General features: G+C 26.0%; 16 protein-coding genes and 1 pseudogene. 6 read left to right on the forward strand and 11 right to left on the reverse strand.

Annotation, left to right across the window (positions count from 1 at the left end):
• Positions 1-110: 110 nt before the first annotated feature.
• The 11 genes and pseudogenes from EPJ72_RS10560 to prmC form a co-directional block, all read right to left on the reverse strand.
• Positions 111-1,145 (reverse strand): iron-containing alcohol dehydrogenase, encoded by a 1,035-nt coding sequence (locus tag EPJ72_RS10560; RefSeq protein WP_199749289.1) that lies wholly within the window; start codon positions 1,143-1,145, stop codon positions 111-113.
• Positions 1,146-1,169: 24 nt separating this feature from the next.
• Positions 1,170-1,808 (reverse strand): class II aldolase/adducin family protein, encoded by a 639-nt coding sequence (locus EPJ72_RS10565; RefSeq protein WP_147732111.1) that lies wholly within the window; start codon positions 1,806-1,808, stop codon positions 1,170-1,172.
• Positions 1,809-1,821: 13 nt separating this feature from the next.
• Complete coding sequence (locus EPJ72_RS10570) at positions 1,822-3,348, reverse strand: FGGY-family carbohydrate kinase (RefSeq protein WP_147732112.1); 1,527 nt, start codon at positions 3,346-3,348, stop codon at positions 1,822-1,824.
• Between the two features lie 25 nt (positions 3,349-3,373).
• Complete coding sequence (locus EPJ72_RS10575) at positions 3,374-4,417, reverse strand: NAD(P)-dependent oxidoreductase (protein WP_147732113.1); 1,044 nt, start codon at positions 4,415-4,417, stop codon at positions 3,374-3,376.
• A gap of 87 nt (positions 4,418-4,504) precedes the next feature.
• Complete coding sequence (locus tag EPJ72_RS10580) at positions 4,505-5,275, reverse strand: S-methyl-5-thioribose-1-phosphate isomerase (RefSeq protein ID WP_242004994.1); 771 nt, start codon at positions 5,273-5,275, stop codon at positions 4,505-4,507.
• A 14-nt stretch (positions 5,276-5,289) separates the two neighbouring features.
• Complete coding sequence (locus EPJ72_RS13495; RefSeq protein ID WP_242004995.1) at positions 5,290-5,556, reverse strand: hypothetical protein; 267 nt, start codon at positions 5,554-5,556, stop codon at positions 5,290-5,292.
• 17 nt (positions 5,557-5,573) lie between these two features.
• The gene (gene mtnK, locus EPJ72_RS10585; protein WP_147732114.1) at positions 5,574-6,776 is read right to left on the reverse strand and encodes an S-methyl-5-thioribose kinase; all 1,203 of its coding nucleotides are present in this window, start codon (positions 6,774-6,776) and stop codon (positions 5,574-5,576) included.
• A 20-nt stretch (positions 6,777-6,796) separates the two neighbouring features.
• Positions 6,797-8,104 (reverse strand): Na+/H+ antiporter NhaC family protein, encoded by a 1,308-nt coding sequence (locus EPJ72_RS10590; protein ID WP_147732115.1) that lies wholly within the window; start codon positions 8,102-8,104, stop codon positions 6,797-6,799.
• Between the two features lie 33 nt (positions 8,105-8,137).
• Positions 8,138-8,817, reverse strand: a pseudogene (locus EPJ72_RS10595) (IS1595 family transposase).
• A gap of 351 nt (positions 8,818-9,168) precedes the next feature.
• On the reverse strand, positions 9,169-10,104 hold the full coding sequence (locus tag EPJ72_RS10600) for a DDE-type integrase/transposase/recombinase (protein ID WP_147732116.1): 936 nt from the start codon (positions 10,102-10,104) through the stop codon (positions 9,169-9,171).
• Positions 10,105-10,370: 266 nt separating this feature from the next.
• Positions 10,371-11,240 carry a peptide chain release factor N(5)-glutamine methyltransferase gene (prmC, locus tag EPJ72_RS10605; RefSeq protein WP_147732117.1) on the reverse strand — a complete coding sequence of 290 codons (870 nt, stop codon included), beginning with the start codon at positions 11,238-11,240 and terminating at the stop codon, positions 10,371-10,373.
• 337 nt (positions 11,241-11,577) lie between these two features.
• Between prmC and EPJ72_RS10610 the strand changes: the two genes are divergently transcribed.
• The 6 genes from EPJ72_RS10610 to EPJ72_RS13515 all read left to right on the forward strand — a co-directional run bounded on the left by EPJ72_RS10610 (position 11,578) and on the right by EPJ72_RS13515 (position 16,592).
• Positions 11,578-13,437: a methyl-accepting chemotaxis protein gene (locus tag EPJ72_RS10610; protein ID WP_147732118.1), complete on the forward strand. Its 1,860-nt coding sequence runs from the start codon at positions 11,578-11,580 to the stop codon at positions 13,435-13,437.
• An 85-nt stretch (positions 13,438-13,522) separates the two neighbouring features.
• Positions 13,523-15,199 carry a tetratricopeptide repeat protein gene (locus EPJ72_RS10615; RefSeq protein ID WP_242004996.1) on the forward strand — a complete coding sequence of 559 codons (1,677 nt, stop codon included), beginning with the start codon at positions 13,523-13,525 and terminating at the stop codon, positions 15,197-15,199.
• 25 nt (positions 15,200-15,224) lie between these two features.
• Positions 15,225-15,668: a hypothetical protein gene (locus EPJ72_RS13500; protein ID WP_242004997.1), complete on the forward strand. Its 444-nt coding sequence runs from the start codon at positions 15,225-15,227 to the stop codon at positions 15,666-15,668.
• The gene (locus EPJ72_RS13505; protein ID WP_242004998.1) at positions 15,640-15,840 is read left to right on the forward strand and encodes a hypothetical protein; all 201 of its coding nucleotides are present in this window, start codon (positions 15,640-15,642) and stop codon (positions 15,838-15,840) included. Before EPJ72_RS13500 ends, EPJ72_RS13505 begins: the two co-directional genes overlap by 29 nt.
• 21 nt (positions 15,841-15,861) lie before the next feature.
• A complete protein-coding gene (locus tag EPJ72_RS13510; protein WP_242004999.1) occupies positions 15,862-16,032 on the forward strand; it encodes a hypothetical protein in 171 nt (56 codons plus the stop codon).
• A gap of 155 nt (positions 16,033-16,187) precedes the next feature.
• Complete coding sequence (locus EPJ72_RS13515) at positions 16,188-16,592, forward strand: hypothetical protein (protein ID WP_242005000.1); 405 nt, start codon at positions 16,188-16,190, stop codon at positions 16,590-16,592.
• The last annotated feature ends 29 nt before the right edge of the window (positions 16,593-16,621 follow it).

Consider the following 16,621-nt stretch of genomic DNA (forward strand, 5'->3'; position numbering starts at 1 on the left):
AAGAACATTTTTATTTATTCATAAAAGAATGTCAGTTTCGATTTAATAATCCAAAAGTTGACAAACAATTAGAAATTATATATAATTTAGCGAAAAAGAAGCTTTTTTAGTTATCTAGGACAGCCCCAAGACTTATATAACTCTTCCAGTTTTTTTATTGTTTCAGTTATTGTCAGCTCTTCTTTTCCAACTCCATAATCTACATTAAATACCCTTCTTGAAAATTGTAAAAATCTACCAATATTTTCTTTATAAACATACTTCATCCAAGCAGGAAACACTATAGACAATCCAGCACCATGAGCTATATTATATTCAGCAGACAATTCATGTTCAATACTATGACTTGCCCAATCTTCTGTTCTACCTTGGGATAGTATTCCATTGTGAGCCAATGTACCAGACCACATAGTTTCAGCACGTATATCATAATTTTCAGGATTATCAAAAGTTAATTTTCCATACTTAAGCATAGTAATAATTGCAGATTCTAAGAGTCTATCCGTTAAATCTACATTTTCTGTTTGCGAGAAGTATCTTTCAAATAAATGAGCTATTATATCAGATACTCCATTTGCTATTTGATTTTTAGGCAGAGAAAAAGTATTTTCAGGATTTATAATAGAAAATTTAGGTATAATAGCCGAAGATTCTATGGATCTTTTTAACTTACTTTTTTCCTCAGTAATAACAGAATTTGGAGAAGTTTCGCTTCCAGCTGCAGGTATAGTTAATACGACTCCTATTGGTAAAGCCTTTTCTATAGTTTTGTTTCCATCTAAATAATATTCCCATATATTATCATAATAGTATCCGCTAGCTATACATTTTGCTGAATCTATAACACTTCCTCCGCCAACAGCTAATACAAAATCTATATTTTCTTTTTTACATAACTCTATACCTTTTAATGCCAAAGATAATTTAGGATTAGGCTCAACACCAGGCAATTCTAAAAACTCTATGTTCTCTTTTTTTAAGCATTCTGTTACTTTATAGTAAAGACCGTTTTTCTTTATAGACCCTCCTCCATAATGCAGAAGTACTTTTTTTACAGAAAGTTTTTTACATAAAGCACCAATATTATTTTCAGTATCTTTACCAAAATAAATATTACATGGGCTGTAATAGTTAAAATTGTTCATAGAAAACTCCGTTATTAATTTCTATTACTTATTAGACCATTCAATAAGCTCATCCAAATTTTTATCTGTCAACTGACTAATATTTCCCATAATTTGAGTATTTAATGTCATTTGAGCTGCTGCTTCTAATACTTCCATTTTATCAAAAGCTGATAATAAAGTATTTCCTACAGTAGTAATACCATGGTTTTTCATAATAACAACATTTGAAATTTTTAATCCTTCACATACAGCTTCAGATAAGCCGTCAGTTCCCATTAATATATATGGAGCATAAGCTATTTTTTTTAAAACAACAAAAGCCTCTCCAGTTAAATTAATATTTATTTTCTTATCCATAGCAGCAAAACTAGTTGCAGTAACAGGGTGGGCATGTATTATAGCTTTTATATCATCACGAGTTCTATAAGCACTTAAATGCATTCCTGTTTCTATACTAGGCTTTAAATGAGGTGTAAGATTTTCTCCGTCAATAGTCATAAGACCTATTTGTTCCGCTTTTATAAAACCTTTATCTAAACTAGATGGAGTAATAATAATATGTTTTTCATCTAATCTAGCACTCAAATTTCCTCCTGAACAAGTAGTTAATTTTTGCTTATATAATCTTCTCATATAAAAAGCTAATTCTTCTCTTTGTTCTAAACATTCTTCATATTTCATAATGTAAAACTCCTTATAATAATTTAAATTTATTTAATATGTTTATTTTTCTTTCCCATTCTATTTTATATAAATTCCTTAGATTTTTGTATATCTGAAAATATTCATTATAAAATAGCGTATTCTTCTCATTCGGATATATCTCTATGGTTTCATTTTTAAAAGCATCTAATGCTTCTTTTAAAGTTGAAAATACACCAGTAGCCATACAAGCAGATACGGCCGCTCCCTTTGCCCCTAACTCTTTTGATTTAGAAATAACTATAGGAACCCCCATACAATCAGATATAATTTTAGCTAAAATTGTACTATTAGCACCTCCTCCCATTAAAAAAATCTTTTTAGGTATATAGCTTTGAAAACAATCTTTAATAGAGAATGCTATACCTTCGTATATAGCTTTTAATAAATCCCACCTAGTTGTATTTTCGTTTATTCCAAAAAAACTAGCCCTCGCATTAGTATCCAAAAAAGGAGTACGTTCACCAGAATTTTTTATATACGGATGATATATTACTCCATTCGAGCCCATTGGTATATCTTTTATTTTTTCATCTATAAAATCATAGAACTCTCTTTTATTTTTCAATATGTTTTCAACATCTGAAAATAATGTATTAGTTATCCAATCTATATTAGGAGTACCAGCCATATTTCCTACTATAGAAACATACTTTTCGCCATCTCCATAACATAAATAAGATACAGAATCTTCTAATAAATTAAAAGAATTAGATAAAAATTCATTAACACAAGATGTACCTAAAATAGAGCAAACATCGTTTTCATATAAAGCCCCAGCTCCTATACATGATGATATAACATCTATATACCCTGCTGATACACTAATACCTTCTTTTAATCCTGTCATGTATGCTGCTTCTTTAGTTATACTTCCAGCAACAGAGTTAGAATTTATTAAATTAGGCATCAAACGATAATATTCAGAAATATTCAGCATATCGAATATCTCTGAAGATACTTCTTTTTTTTCTAAATCTAAAAGCGAAGTCGAAGTATCTGTTTCCTCAATAAAAAATTCTCCTGTTAATTTATACCTTATCCAATCTTTACAAAATAAAGCATACTTAGCATTATCCAGAGATTTTTTATCATTAATAGATAACCATTTTATTATGAAACTCATCGCACCTGGACATGGCAAAGAGCCAGTTATAGATTTATATTTTTTTACCTGCTCTTTTGATACATCATTAATAATCGATGATGCTCTTGCATCATTCCATAAAATAGCAGTTCTAACAGGTTTCCCTTTATAATCAACTAACCAGCAGCCTTCTCCCTGTGCAGAAAGCCCAATACCTATTATATTTTTATCCCCTATTTTTCCTATTAGATTCCTTATTACAATACATAAATTATCCCATAAAACATTCATGTCTTGCTCATATATTCCATTGGGCAATTCTATTATTTCATTTTTTTTTCTAGATATTTCTATTTCTTTACCATCTAAAGAAAATAAAACAGCTTTTATTTCAGTTGTACCTATATCCAACCCTAATACAAAACTGTCCATGATACCTCCTTACCATACATCTATTTTATTTTGCTAAATAAGGAATTTCTTTCTTACATATATAAGCTTCTAAAGATTCTATAACCATTTTACTTTGATGTATAACAACATCTTTTGAAGCACCAGCTATATGAGGAGTTAATATCAATCCTTCTATATTATCTAACATAGGATCATAAGAAGATAATGGCTCGTATGGAAATACATCTAAAACAGCACATCTAATCTTTTTATTTTTTAAAGCTTCTATTAAGGCATCATTGTCAATTAATGTACTCCTAGCTGTATTAATAATAATAGAAGAATCTTTCATTAAATTAAAATGTTCTTTTTTTATTAAATACTCGTTACTAGATTTAGCATGCAAGCTTATAACATCAGATTCTTTTAATATATCTTCAAATTCCATATATGAAACATTAAATTTATGAACTATTTCTTTTGGTATATATGGGTCATAAACACATATTTCCATACCTAATGCCATAGCCTTTTCAGCTACTTTTTGTCCAATAAATCCAAAACCTATAAGCCCTAATTTCTTACCTATTATTTCATTACCGCTAAATTTATAATAAGGCTCATATTTCAAACTAGGATGCATCCAAGCTACATCTTTTTTATTTCTATCAACTTTATCTAATGGCAAATCTAACGTACATTCTTTATTTTTCAAAGCCAAAATAGAATCAGGTATATTTCTCATAGAAGATATAATCATAGATATTGTGTACTCAGCTACAGCATTAGCATTTCTTCCTGGAGTATGTGTTACTATTATTGATTTATTTTTGCAATATTCAACATCAACATTTACAGGATTTCCTCTAGCACATATTATAAGCTTAGTATTTTTTAATATATCTATAACTTTTTTGGTTACAGGAGCAGAATTTACTATTAATACTTCAAACTCTTCTTTTGAAAGTATATTTATCATATCATCTTCAGTAGGATCTGCTTCTTGTCCTATAGCTGCACCGAAATTCTTAACATTTCCTATAGATTGTAATTTATTTTTTTCGTTTTCAGTAAGAACAGCGAAATTTATTATATTAATTTTTTCCATTTGTACCTATATCCTTTACAAATTGTATTTTATTAAAAAACACAAAATAAATAATTTTTATTAAAGATTTTTGCTAAAAGAAAATAATTAGTAAAAATCTTTAACCTCAGACGAAAAATATTCTTCCAAATTATACGGTGAATAAATTCCCTTATCAGTAACAATTGCACTAATCAATCTAGGAGGTGTAATATCAAAAGAAGGATATATTCCTTTTACTCCGTCTAATGTATTTTTTATTCCTCTGTAAGACAATACTAAAGAAGGATCTCTCTCTTCTATAACAATATCTTCGCCTTTTAATTTATCTTTATCCGGTATGCCTGTTACATAATATGGAATATTAAATTTTTCAGATAAAATAGCAGCTTGAAAAGTACCTATTTTGTTTGCTATATGACCATCTCTAGTTATAGAATCAGCAGCAGAAGTAAATATATCTACGTATCCCTTATTCATAACATAAGCAGTCATATTATCTGTTATTACAGTAACATCTATACCGCTGTCAAAAAAACATGAAGAAGTTAATCTAGCCCCCTGAAAATATGGTCTCGTTTCAAGACAATAAGCTTTAAAAGTCTTATTTACTTTTTTAGCTGTTCTGCACATCATACCAATTATAGTTTCACCAAAACATTGAGTTAATACAGAAGAATTATTTGGTATTAAACTAACTAAATATTTAGAAACCTCTTCCATTATAGTATAACGTCTATTTAAAGAGGCTATAGCATCTTCAAAAATAGCTTCTTTTACATCTTTACCATTTTTTAAAGCATTTTTAGCAACTTCTAAACATCTCTCTGTAATAAGTCTATATCTATTTGCTGTAGTAGGTCTAGAATTAGATATCACCTCTGAAGCTTTTGTTAAAAACTCAATCTGTTTTTTTCACTTTCATTTTCAACTTGACTTGCTGCTAAAACCATTCCCATAGAACATGCAGTATATGGGCCAGCACTTTGAGTAACCATATCATATATAGCTTTTGCTACTTCCTCATAGGAAAAACACTCTACAAATTTAATTTCTGTAGGATACGCTCTTCTATCTAAAATACGAACTTTTTTATCTTCATACCAAGCTACATTTTTATATCTAAGTAAAAATGGCAAATCATAATCTTTTCTTTCCATTTTTGATATTCTCCAAATTATTCATATACAAAATTAAATATTTTTGTTAAATCTTTTCCTTCTTCTATACAATCTTTATTCTCTATCAACATAATAGCAGTCTTTATTAATGTTCTTTCCATTTTCAATTTTTTATCACTTAATTCTACACTGGAAACTTCCATTACTTTAGAATCTCCGACTGTTCTCCTAATAATCTCAGTACCTGCATATCCAATAGAATCTGATATTATTGATTGTATATAATATTCCTTAAAATATTTATTTTTATAAAGATCGAAAGTCACTATTTCATCATACTTTTTATTAAGTGATATTTTTACTTTATCAAAAGTATCTTCTATAGTAGTTTTTATCCATTTTAAGAAATTAGAATTATCAGAAAAATAAGATTTATTTGCCAAAGAAAAGAATAAGTTTCCTATAACATTTCCTATATCATAGCCTATAGGTCCATAGAAAGCAAATTCAGGATCTATTACCTTTATACCTTTATGATTAATAAAAATAGACCCAGAATGCAAATCCCCATGAATTAAAGCTTGTGCATAATTCATAAATCTGTCTCTTAGCTTACAAACATCAAACTTTAATTTTTCATTTTTATATAGAAACTCTTCTACAAATTTTTCTTGTCCTTTAGAAATAATATTCCTATTTTTATAGTTATAATACGGCTCAGTTAAAACTAAATCTTCTGTAATATCACATAATTCTTTATTTATAAAAAGTTTCACATTATCTTTTTTTTCGGCCCTATCCATAACTAAATCTGTTGTAGGCAAAAGAACATTAGATAAAAACAAAGATATCTCATCAGCAAAATTATCAAAAGTCTTTTCTTCCATCAATTCTTTTCGCATATTTTTATATTCAGATATATCTTCCATAGATAAAGCATGCATTTTTTCATCATATAAAAATATCTTAGGAACATGATTAGGAGATAATGATCCTTCTATTTTTAATATTTCCGCCTCTATTTTATTTCTAAGAACATCTAATGGTCTTCCTGAAGATCTTAAAAAGTTATCTGATTGTTTTACAACTATTGATTTATTTGTTGTTTTACTAGTAACTTTAAATACATAATTGATATTTCCATCTCCTATTTCCACAGCCTCCAAATCTTCATCTTTAGCAAAATATTTAACTACATCTTTACAGTATTCTTTCACATCTTCAGTATTCATTAAAAAATGAGAATCAAATCTTTCCATTTTAGTTTACATCCTCTTTTTTATTTATTTTTTTTAAAGAAATGCGGATAACCTATAATTATTTCTATAATACCAAATATTATCATAAGTATACAATACCAAACATAAGGCATAATAGAAATTGGAGATATTTTTGCTAATCCTCCAGCAACTAATAATTGTCCAGCAAATGGTGATATACCATTAAAAGCAGATGAGAATAAATCTAATATACTTGCTGTTCTTTTTCTAGATATACCAAATTTATCTGCTATATTAGCTGCAATAGGTCCTGCTGCTATTATAGAAATAGTGTTGTTAGTAGTAGATACATCTATAAGGCTAGCCAAAGCAGCTATACTTAACTCTCCTCCTTTTGAAGTTTTTGTGTTTTTAGATAAAGTATATAATAGCCAATCTATTCCACCTAAATATTTCATAAGAGCTACCAAACCACCTACAAATATAGCTATTACAGCCATATCTTCCATTCCAAGCATACCATTATGAATTATTTTGAAAGATTCTACAAAAGTGAAACTGCCATTAAATATACCTATAAGCATAGCTACGATAACACTTATACTCATAGTAATAACAACATTGATACCAACTAAAGATAAACCTATAACAGTAATATATGGTATTATATTAATTATAGAAAAATCACTATGGTTTCCTAAGTCTATAGCTCCAACAGGATGGAATACTAACAATATGAAGTTTACTATAATAGCAGGTAATACCATCAATATATTCTCTTGGAATTTTGATTTCATACTTACTTCTTGTGTTCTAGTAGCTGCTATAGTTGTATCAGAAATAAAAGATAAGTTATCACCAAACATAGCACTTCCAACAACTACTCCAGCTATCAATGGCATATTAATATCAGTTTTATTAGCTATATCTATAGCAATAGGCATCAAAGCAGATACAGTACCCATTGAAGTTCCCATAGCAAAACTTAATATACATCCTATAATAAATAAACCAGGTAATATTAAATTAGGCGGTATAATGCTTAATCCAATATTAACAATAGATGATACAGCACCCATTTTTGAAGCAACACCTGAAAAAGCACCTGCTAAAATAAATATCAAAACCATCAAAATTAATGTTTTTTCTCCACCGCCTTCACAATACATATCAACTCTGGTTTCAAAATTTTTCTTTTCAGCTTTTTTATTGTTCAATAATAATGCTACACCAGAAGCTATTAGAATACCAACCATAAGTGGCATGTTTTCAAAACTTCCAGTATATAAGCCAGAAAACATATAAATTACCAAAAATACTATTAATGGTATTAATCCCAAAAAACTTCCTTTATTTTTTTCTTCCATAGGAGTCTCCTTTTTTGGGGCTGTCCTAGATAACTAAAAAAGCTCCTTTTTTGCTAAATTGTATATAATTTCCAACTGTTTGTCAACTTTTGGATTATTAAATCTAAATTGACATTCTTTAATAAATAAGTGAAAATGTTCTTTTGGTATTCCATTAAATTTACGAAGATGTCTTTTCGCTTGATTCCAAAAATTCTCTATACCATTAATATGGTTCTTTTCTTCAGCAAACTTTTCACTATGATTAATTCTAAAGTGCTTGAATTCTGAGACATCTAAAACATCATAACTATGATAATAATCTGAATAAACTATACTATCTGGCTGTACTTTTTGCCTAATAATAGGCATTAAAGTGCTTATTTTAGTATTATTTATTATTTTTATATATACTTTTCCGCCTCTTTTTAACAAACCAAACACTGGTATTTTATATGCAAGCTCCTCTTCCTCTTTTTCCTTTTCTTTTGCCTCCAAAATAACTTTACGAAGTACACCCTTGCGGTGCCATCTGCTTCTATTTCTACATTAAAAACTTCTTCTTCTTTTTCTTTCTCATATTCAAATATTAATTCTCTTAATCTTAAAAAATAATACGAAGCTGCAGTCTTATTAACCTTAACTAAAACTGAAGCTGTCCTTGCTGTAGTTCCTGCTGCAAAATGTTCTATTAATTTTAATTGTTTATCTTTACTTAATTTACTGCGTTTCATACTTAAATTTTAACAAATTTAAGTTATCTAGGACAGCCCCCCTTTTTTTATATTCACTAACTAAGTATAGTAATAATAATTGAATTATCAAGGAAAATTTGAGTTTTTTTAAAATTTTATTGAATATTTTTAAATAAATTTGAGTAAAATTGATAAAATTATATATTTTTGTTCAAAAATCAATGCTTTATTACTAAACAATTAAATATTATTATATCAATAACAGTATTTTTATAATTTTTAAAAAAACAAAAATTATTCTAAATATTACAATTAGAATACTTATAATATAAAAAATATAATATTAAATTATCAAACTTCACAATATAAATGATATTTATTATAAAAATGTCATGGAGCCATAGATATTGTACTTTTACTTGCTATAATATTTTTGATTCTTTCTTTGATTGTAATATAACCTAACGAAGAAATCAATCTTTGATTGTTATAAAAATGTGTATATTCTTTTAATTTTTCTCTCAATAATTCTACAGTTATATTTTTATTTAATCGTGAATAAAATTCTCTTTCGTCTATGCCGTGTACTCTTTCTACTACACCATTGTATCTTGGTGTTGCTATAGGAATATATCTCCTCTCTAATTTATTTTTTAAGCAGTATTCATCAAAAATATTTATTTTAGGAGTATTAATACAGCGATAAGTATATTCTATACCATTGTCCGTTTGTATAGCCTGTATCTTAAAAGGTGAAGTTTTTAAGACATATTTTAAGAAAGATAAAGCACTAGAAGGTGTTTTATCTTCATAGATTTCTCTCCAACTATAACGAGTAGCTAAATCTACAGCAGTGAATTGATAAACTGTTTTTCTGCCTAATTTGATATATTTAGTGTCTATTTGAACTATTTTGCCCTCTTTTTGTATTTTAGAGACAAATTTTCGTTTATCATATCGCTTCTTTTTCTTTTTTGTTTTATATCTCCAAAGATTATTTCTTTTTAGTACATTCTCTATAGCTGTAACACCTATTCTAATGCCTTCACGATTTAAATATGCTTTAATATAATGCTTACCTCGATATTCTTTAGTATAGAGTTCAATAATTAAATTAATAGCTTTTTGATTATTAAAGATATTTGGAGAAGTTTTCGGTCTAGTGCTAAAATTGGCGACAGTTCCAGTGTCTTTATATTTTTTAAGCCAAGCATAAAAAGTAGATTTGGGTATTTCTTCTATCTTTAAAAATCTTTTAATATTTTTAGTTTCTAATGCTTCATCCACTATAAATAATTTAAATTCTGTGCTATAATCTTTTTTCATAGTAGCATCCTTTTTATTTGTTTTCTGTTCAAAATATTATAACAAGGATACTGCTTTTTTTATACTAAAAAATGTCCAATATCTCATACTCCTAAACATATTTATTATAAAAACAAATTGAATTTTAAATAATTTTATATTATACTTATAATTTATATAAATATTTATTAAGCTCAACTTATATCATAAAAAATAATATTATAAAAAAATAAATACTATTGAGCTAAAATATTTATATTAAACTTAATAAAAAAGTCATAAAAAAATCAAATATAAAAGCTCTCGCAAACTAAAAACCTATCTTTTTCACTTAAATCTTTTTTTATAAAAACATTTTTTATATTAAAATTATTACAAATATCAATTAAAGCATTGCCCTGATTGCATCCTATCTCAAAAAAGAAAGCACCATTCTCATTCAAATATTTATCTATTATATTTAAAAAACTCTTATAAAAATCAAGCCCATCATAACCGGAATATAATGCATTTTGAGGCTCAAAGTCTAAATCTTTCTGAAGCAAATCTTTATCTCTTAAAGGCACATAAGGAGCATTTGAAACAATTATGTCGAATTTTTTCTCTGGCATAAAAGTTAAAGCATCTGCATTTATTATATTGATAATCTTTTCATCGCCCAATATATTTAATGCATTTTTCTTTATAACTTTAGTAGCACCCTTACTAATTTCAATAGCCGTAATATCAATATTTTTATTCTGCTCCAAAAATAATTTTTTTAATGTTATTGCTATATTCCCGCTTCCTGAACCAACATCATATATTGAAACATTATCTTTATCATTTGTATAATCTAATACTAAATCAATAAGCTCTTCTGTCTCTGGTCTTGGTATTAAAACATTATTATCCACATAAAAATTAAATCCATAAAACTCTTTTTTATTTATAATATAAGGAATAGGCTCATAATTAAGACGTCTATTAATTAATTCTTCTATATTACTAGTCTCTTTTTGAGTTAATTCTTTTAATCCATCAGATATCAATTTTATTTTATTTATATTTAAAACATACATTATAATAGTTTGTGCTTCTATATATGAAATTTTATAATCGTTATTTATTTTTTCTAAGACTTTAGCATATTTTATTAAAGCATTATTAATATTCATTTTGCTTGTTCACTCTATTAAAATTCATTACTAATTAAAATTATATCAAAGTTTATGCATAGTGTCTATATTAATATAGTAATTATTATAACTGTTAGTATACAATAATTCTGTTTTAAATAAACTCAGCTAAAAATTAGTAGAATTTATAAAAAATTATTGTATAATTTATATGTCGCTTTATTTTTTTTTGAAAAATTACTATACTATAAATAGGGATGTTTTTATAATTTTTTCTAAGCAGTGCTGATAATTAAAATTTATAAAAAATTAATCGAAAATGTATAGTAGTAAACTTAAAAAAGTTGGAGTAATACAAATATTGAGGTTATTTTTTATGAAAAAAATGCATAGTTTATCAGTAAAAGTACCAATTATGGTTAGTGCTATTATAGTAGTAACTGTATTGGTATTATCTATTATACTTACAATTGCAGCTTCTAGAGGCATACGAACTGCTACTTTAAATGGTTTTCAAAGTACGGTACAAGGTTATGCATCCACAATAGAATTAGTTTTACATGAACAGCTTGTTCTTATTGAAACATATTCAAAAAGTGCCGCTTTTCAATCTTTTATCACAAATTATAATGATATAGAAGTAAAAAATAATTTAGAAAAAGTATTAAAAAATTATAATGATATTAACTATTATTCAACAAATACAGGTATTGCCACAATTGATGGTACTATCTTAATAGATAGTTCAGACCCTAAATTAGTAGGTATTTCGCTTGCAGATATACACCCAAAACCCTATCAAGATGTTGTAAAAAATAACTATGATTTTAAGTTTGATAATGTTATAACAAAATCATTATCTACAGGAAAGAATTCTTTAATCCTAATGGGCGGTATAAAAGATGATGTCGGCAATGTACTTGGTATATCATATATAAGTTTAGATATGGATAAAGTAAATAATTCATTTATTAAATCTTTGCATATTCAAGGAAGCGAAAGATTAACTGTAGCTAATCATGATAAAATGGTATTATTATCATCTGATGAAGAGTTTGTAGGAGCTGCTTTATCTTCTGTATATGATGTTATTAAAACACAAGATAGCGGTATTATAGCTTCTTATAAAAGTGCTAATACAAAAACAGCAAGAACATCCGCATATAACGGCATCACAGGAGTTCCTTGGTCTGTAATACTTGCTAAAAATGATTCTGATATATATAGTCAAATATATACTATTATTATGCAAGCTATCATTGTAGGGGTTGTATTTATAATAATAGCTTCTATTTTGGTATTATTCTATATTAGAAGCATCACTAATCCTTTACAAAAAATTATTAAAATATCCAAAGAAATATCTAAAGGTGATTTGACAAACACAGAAAAAACAATTCATAGAAAAGATGAACTTGGAGAATTGGCAGATTCATTTGCTACAATGCGTCAGGAACTTGTGGATATCATAATAAAAGTAAGAGATTCCGTAGAAAAAATTACAAACAGCGCACAAGAACTTTCACAGGGCAGTAATGATTTATCACATAGAACAGAATCTCAAGCAGCAAGTTTGGAAGAAACAGCAAGCTCTATGGAACAAATGGCTTCTACTATAAAATCTTCTACAGATCAATCAGTACAAGGTAACAGAATGATGGTTGAATCTAGACAATCTATAGAAAGTGCTGGAGATATCATACTTGAAACTACAAAAAATATAGAAGAAGTTTATGAGGCTAGTACTAAAATTAAAGATATTACAAACATTATAGAAAATATAGCATTCCAAACAAATATACTTGCTTTGAATGCTGCAGTAGAAGCTGCTCGTGCTGGTGATCAAGGTAAAGGTTTTGCTGTTGTTGCTTCTGAAGTAAGAAACCTAGCTCAAACTACTCAATCTTCTGTAAAAGATATTACAAACTTAGTAGATAATGCTTATGATAAAATTAATAAAGCCACTGACTCAGCGAGAACTTCTCAAGAGATATTCAATGATCTTAGAGTAAAAATAGATGAAACTGCTAGAATAATGCAAGATATTAGTTCTACTGCTGTGGAACAGCAAACAGGCGTTGATCAGGTTAATAGGGCTGTTGCGGATATGGATAGTGTTACTCAGCAAAATGCTGCTTTGGTAGAAGAATCATATGCTGCTACTATGTCTTTATCTAATCAGGCACAAGAACTATATGAGGCTATGAAATTCTTTAAAATAGATAAAGATGAATAAATAGTACAATATCAGTAATAAATGCTCCATAAAGCATTTATTACTGTAAAAATAAAAAATTATTTTTAATAATATAGGTGCTTTTATGGAAGTTGTTTATCTTTATGCTTTAATAATTTTAGGTGTATTATTTGCTGCATTAGTGCTTCTAAAAACATTAATACTTAATAAAGATAAAGTAAAAAAGCCAAAAGCATTAAAAAAACGCATAGAAGAATTAAATAAAAGAATTAAAAAAAATCAATATGATTATGATGCTATAAATCAGCTTGCAAATATAGAAGAAGAATTTGGAAGCAAAGAAAAAGCATTAAATCAATATAAAATCCTTTTAGATGAAAACTTTTTTTCAGGTAAAGAAAAACTAGAAATATATAAAAAATTAGAAAGTATTTGCGAAGAACTAGGAGACTTGCAGCAGGCATTTAAATATACTCTAATCATCAATAAAGAAGAACCAGAAAATAAATATTATTATATAAAAATAGCACATACCCTAGTAGAAGAAGGATACTTTAAATTAGCATATGAATACTATCACAGAGCATTAGTATTAAAATCAGAATTCTCTATAGATGATTTTAAATATGCAGCATTTTCTGCGTTTCAGTTAAAAGATTATAAAAGAACTATTATCTATTTAGAAAAATTGTATAAAAAAATGTGTAAAGATATAAGTCAATACAAAATAGATATTGCAAAGTTAATGCAGTCTTTAGTTTCAATATACATACTTTCCGATGAAATAAATATTGCTAAATATTTTATAGAAGAAGCTTTCATATATAAAGCTATAGATAGTGATAATAGACTTTATATGAATAAGATTTATTTATTTATACTATATAAATTAGATGATAATAAAAAATTTACTGAAATTTATAATAAACTCATAGATATGTACAAAATTAATAATGATTCTATAGACCTTGCTGATTTAATATTTGATTATGGATTTTATAGTTATTTCTTAAAAGATATAGAATCTTCTATTAGATATTTTAATATAATAAAATCATTTAATATAGAATTATATAGTGTTTTCAATATAGATAATATATTAGAATATTTAAAAAATGTAGAAGTAGCTAATTCTCAATTAACAAAATTGTATGAAGAAAAAAAGATATACGATTCAAAATATAAAAATGATAATTTTGAAAATTACATTAGAAAAGAATATATAGATAATTGGGAAAGAGTAATTAATTTATGGGAAAGTTCATTCATACATTTAGATTATATATCTAATTTAGTAGAAATAAAGAAAGCTATGAATATAGAAGAAATATTGAAAGAGTTTAAACTATATGACTTAGCAAATTATAATATACAAAACTCTCAAAAAACTTCTATATATTCAAATAAAATTGACAAAATATTTAATTTAAGTTTTTCAGATTTTAAGAAGATTTGTAAAAATATAATATCTTCAAAACTTTCTTATACTATAGTACAGGAATATATAGATAGTGCTGATAAGATTAAAGGAGATGAAATAGACTATTTGGCATATAATAACAAAATGGCTAGAGCTGAACTTACTTTAATATCTTTTAGAAGATGGAATAAAACAGATATAGGTGAATTAAGTATTAGAGATTTTTTTATGAAGGTACAAGAATCTGGAGCTAAAAATGGAATATTAATTGTGCCTGCAGAATTAACTAGAAGTGCTAAAAGTTATGTTTCTCATAATGAAAGTATTATTGTATATTCTAAAAACCAATTTAATAATTTACTTAAAGGAGAAATATTTTAGTATAATATTTCTATAGGATTTTTTTATGGAAAATATTTATATATATTTTTTTATATTTTTTTTATTGATATTTATTTCAGTTGCTTTATATTTCTTTATAACCAATAAACTATATAAAAATGATGATAAATCTATAAAAAATAATATTAGTGAATTAAATAAAAAATTAATGAATAATCCAAATGATTATAATACTATTTATAAATTAGCATTATTAAAAGATGAGAGTGGAGATATTTTTGATGCTTTAAAAAAATATGAGTTTCTTATGTCTGTTAATTATTTTAATGATAATGAAAAAATTAAAATATATAAGAGAATGGAAAACACATGTACTGAATTAGATTATAAAGAAGAAGCTTTTAAATATGATGTAATTATTACAAATATAGAGCCAACTAATGTACATTATTTAGTAAAGGTAGGTTATACATTATTTAATGAAAAAAAATTATCAATTTGCATGTAATTATTTTAATAAAGCAATTATGTCTAGAAGAGAGTTCAATGTAGATGAACTTAAGGCTGCTATATATTCCTATTATAATATAAAAAATTATGAAAGAGTAATTACTTTCTTAGAAGACTTGGATAAAAGAATAAACAAAGATTCTATTAATTTACAAAATGAATTAATATAAATTAGAAAAACTTTAATATCTATGTATTTATTTACTGATAAACTTCAATATGCTAGTGAATATATAGAGGAAATTTTAAATAGTGCTAATAATTTAGATAAAAATCTATTAATTTATTATAATAGAATGTATTTATTTGTACTACATAAATTTGGAGATAAAAAAAGTTTAAAGATGTATATAGAAAAATAAAGCCAACATTAAAAACTGATGAATTAGAATCCATAAATGAAGAATTAATTTTTGATTTTGGATTTTATTCTTATTTTTTAGGTTATATAGAAGACGCTATAAAATATTTTGAGATAATAAATAAATTTAGTTCTAATATATCTAAAAAATATAATTTGAATGAAGTTTTAGCGTATTTATATCAAGTATACAGAGCTAATTTGCAAGTAAATAAAGAAAATCGTAAGTTAGATAATATCTATGAGCATCAATATTATGAAGATTATGTGCAAATAGAAAATCTCAACGAATGGGAAAACACTGTAGAAATTTTGGAAAATAGCTTTACTAACTTTGAATATATAAATACTTTAATGCCAAAAAATAATGAAAAATCAATAGATGTAGATAATATATTATTAAATTTAAAAATTATGCATAATATTAAATTTGATAATAAAACAAAAGTTTCATCTAACAACTCTAACAATAATCTTGTAGATAAAATATATAATTTAACTTTTAATGACTTTAAAAAGCTATGTAAAAATATAGTAACCAATAAACTTTCTACACTATAGTACAAGAGTTTGTAGATAATCCTGATGAT

This window comes from Brachyspira pilosicoli, assembly GCF_008016535.1.
Taxonomy (GTDB): Bacteria; Spirochaetota; Brachyspiria; order Brachyspirales; family Brachyspiraceae; genus Brachyspira; species Brachyspira pilosicoli_A.

Coding starts and splice junctions, on each gene's coding strand:
- EPJ72_RS10560 (WP_199749289.1), bottom strand. CDS start 1,145: ATGAACAATTTTAACTATTACAGCCCATGTAATATTTATTTTGGTAAA.
- EPJ72_RS10565 (WP_147732111.1), bottom strand. CDS start 1,808: ATGAAATATGAAGAATGTTTAGAACAAAGAGAAGAATTAGCTTTTTAT.
- EPJ72_RS10570 (WP_147732112.1), bottom strand. CDS start 3,348: ATGGACAGTTTTGTATTAGGGTTGGATATAGGTACAACTGAAATAAAA.
- EPJ72_RS10575 (WP_147732113.1), bottom strand. CDS start 4,417: ATGGAAAAAATTAATATAATAAATTTCGCTGTTCTTACTGAAAACGAA.
- EPJ72_RS13495 (WP_242004995.1), bottom strand. CDS start 5,556: ATGGAAAGAAAAGATTATGATTTGCCATTTTTACTTAGATATAAAAAT.
- mtnK (WP_147732114.1), bottom strand. CDS start 6,776: ATGGAAAGATTTGATTCTCATTTTTTAATGAATACTGAAGATGTGAAA.
- EPJ72_RS10590 (WP_147732115.1), bottom strand. CDS start 8,104: ATGGAAGAAAAAAATAAAGGAAGTTTTTTGGGATTAATACCATTAATA.
- EPJ72_RS10600 (WP_147732116.1), bottom strand. CDS start 10,104: ATGAAAAAAGATTATAGCACAGAATTTAAATTATTTATAGTGGATGAA.
- prmC (WP_147732117.1), bottom strand. CDS start 11,240: ATGAATATTAATAATGCTTTAATAAAATATGCTAAAGTCTTAGAAAAA.
- EPJ72_RS10610 (WP_147732118.1), top strand. CDS start 11,578: ATGAAAAAAATGCATAGTTTATCAGTAAAAGTACCAATTATGGTTAGT.
- EPJ72_RS10615 (WP_242004996.1), top strand. CDS start 13,523: ATGGAAGTTGTTTATCTTTATGCTTTAATAATTTTAGGTGTATTATTT.
- EPJ72_RS13500 (WP_242004997.1), top strand. CDS start 15,225: ATGGAAAATATTTATATATATTTTTTTATATTTTTTTTATTGATATTT.
- EPJ72_RS13505 (WP_242004998.1), top strand. CDS start 15,640: ATGAAAAAAAATTATCAATTTGCATGTAATTATTTTAATAAAGCAATT.
- EPJ72_RS13510 (WP_242004999.1), top strand. CDS start 15,862: ATGTATTTATTTACTGATAAACTTCAATATGCTAGTGAATATATAGAG.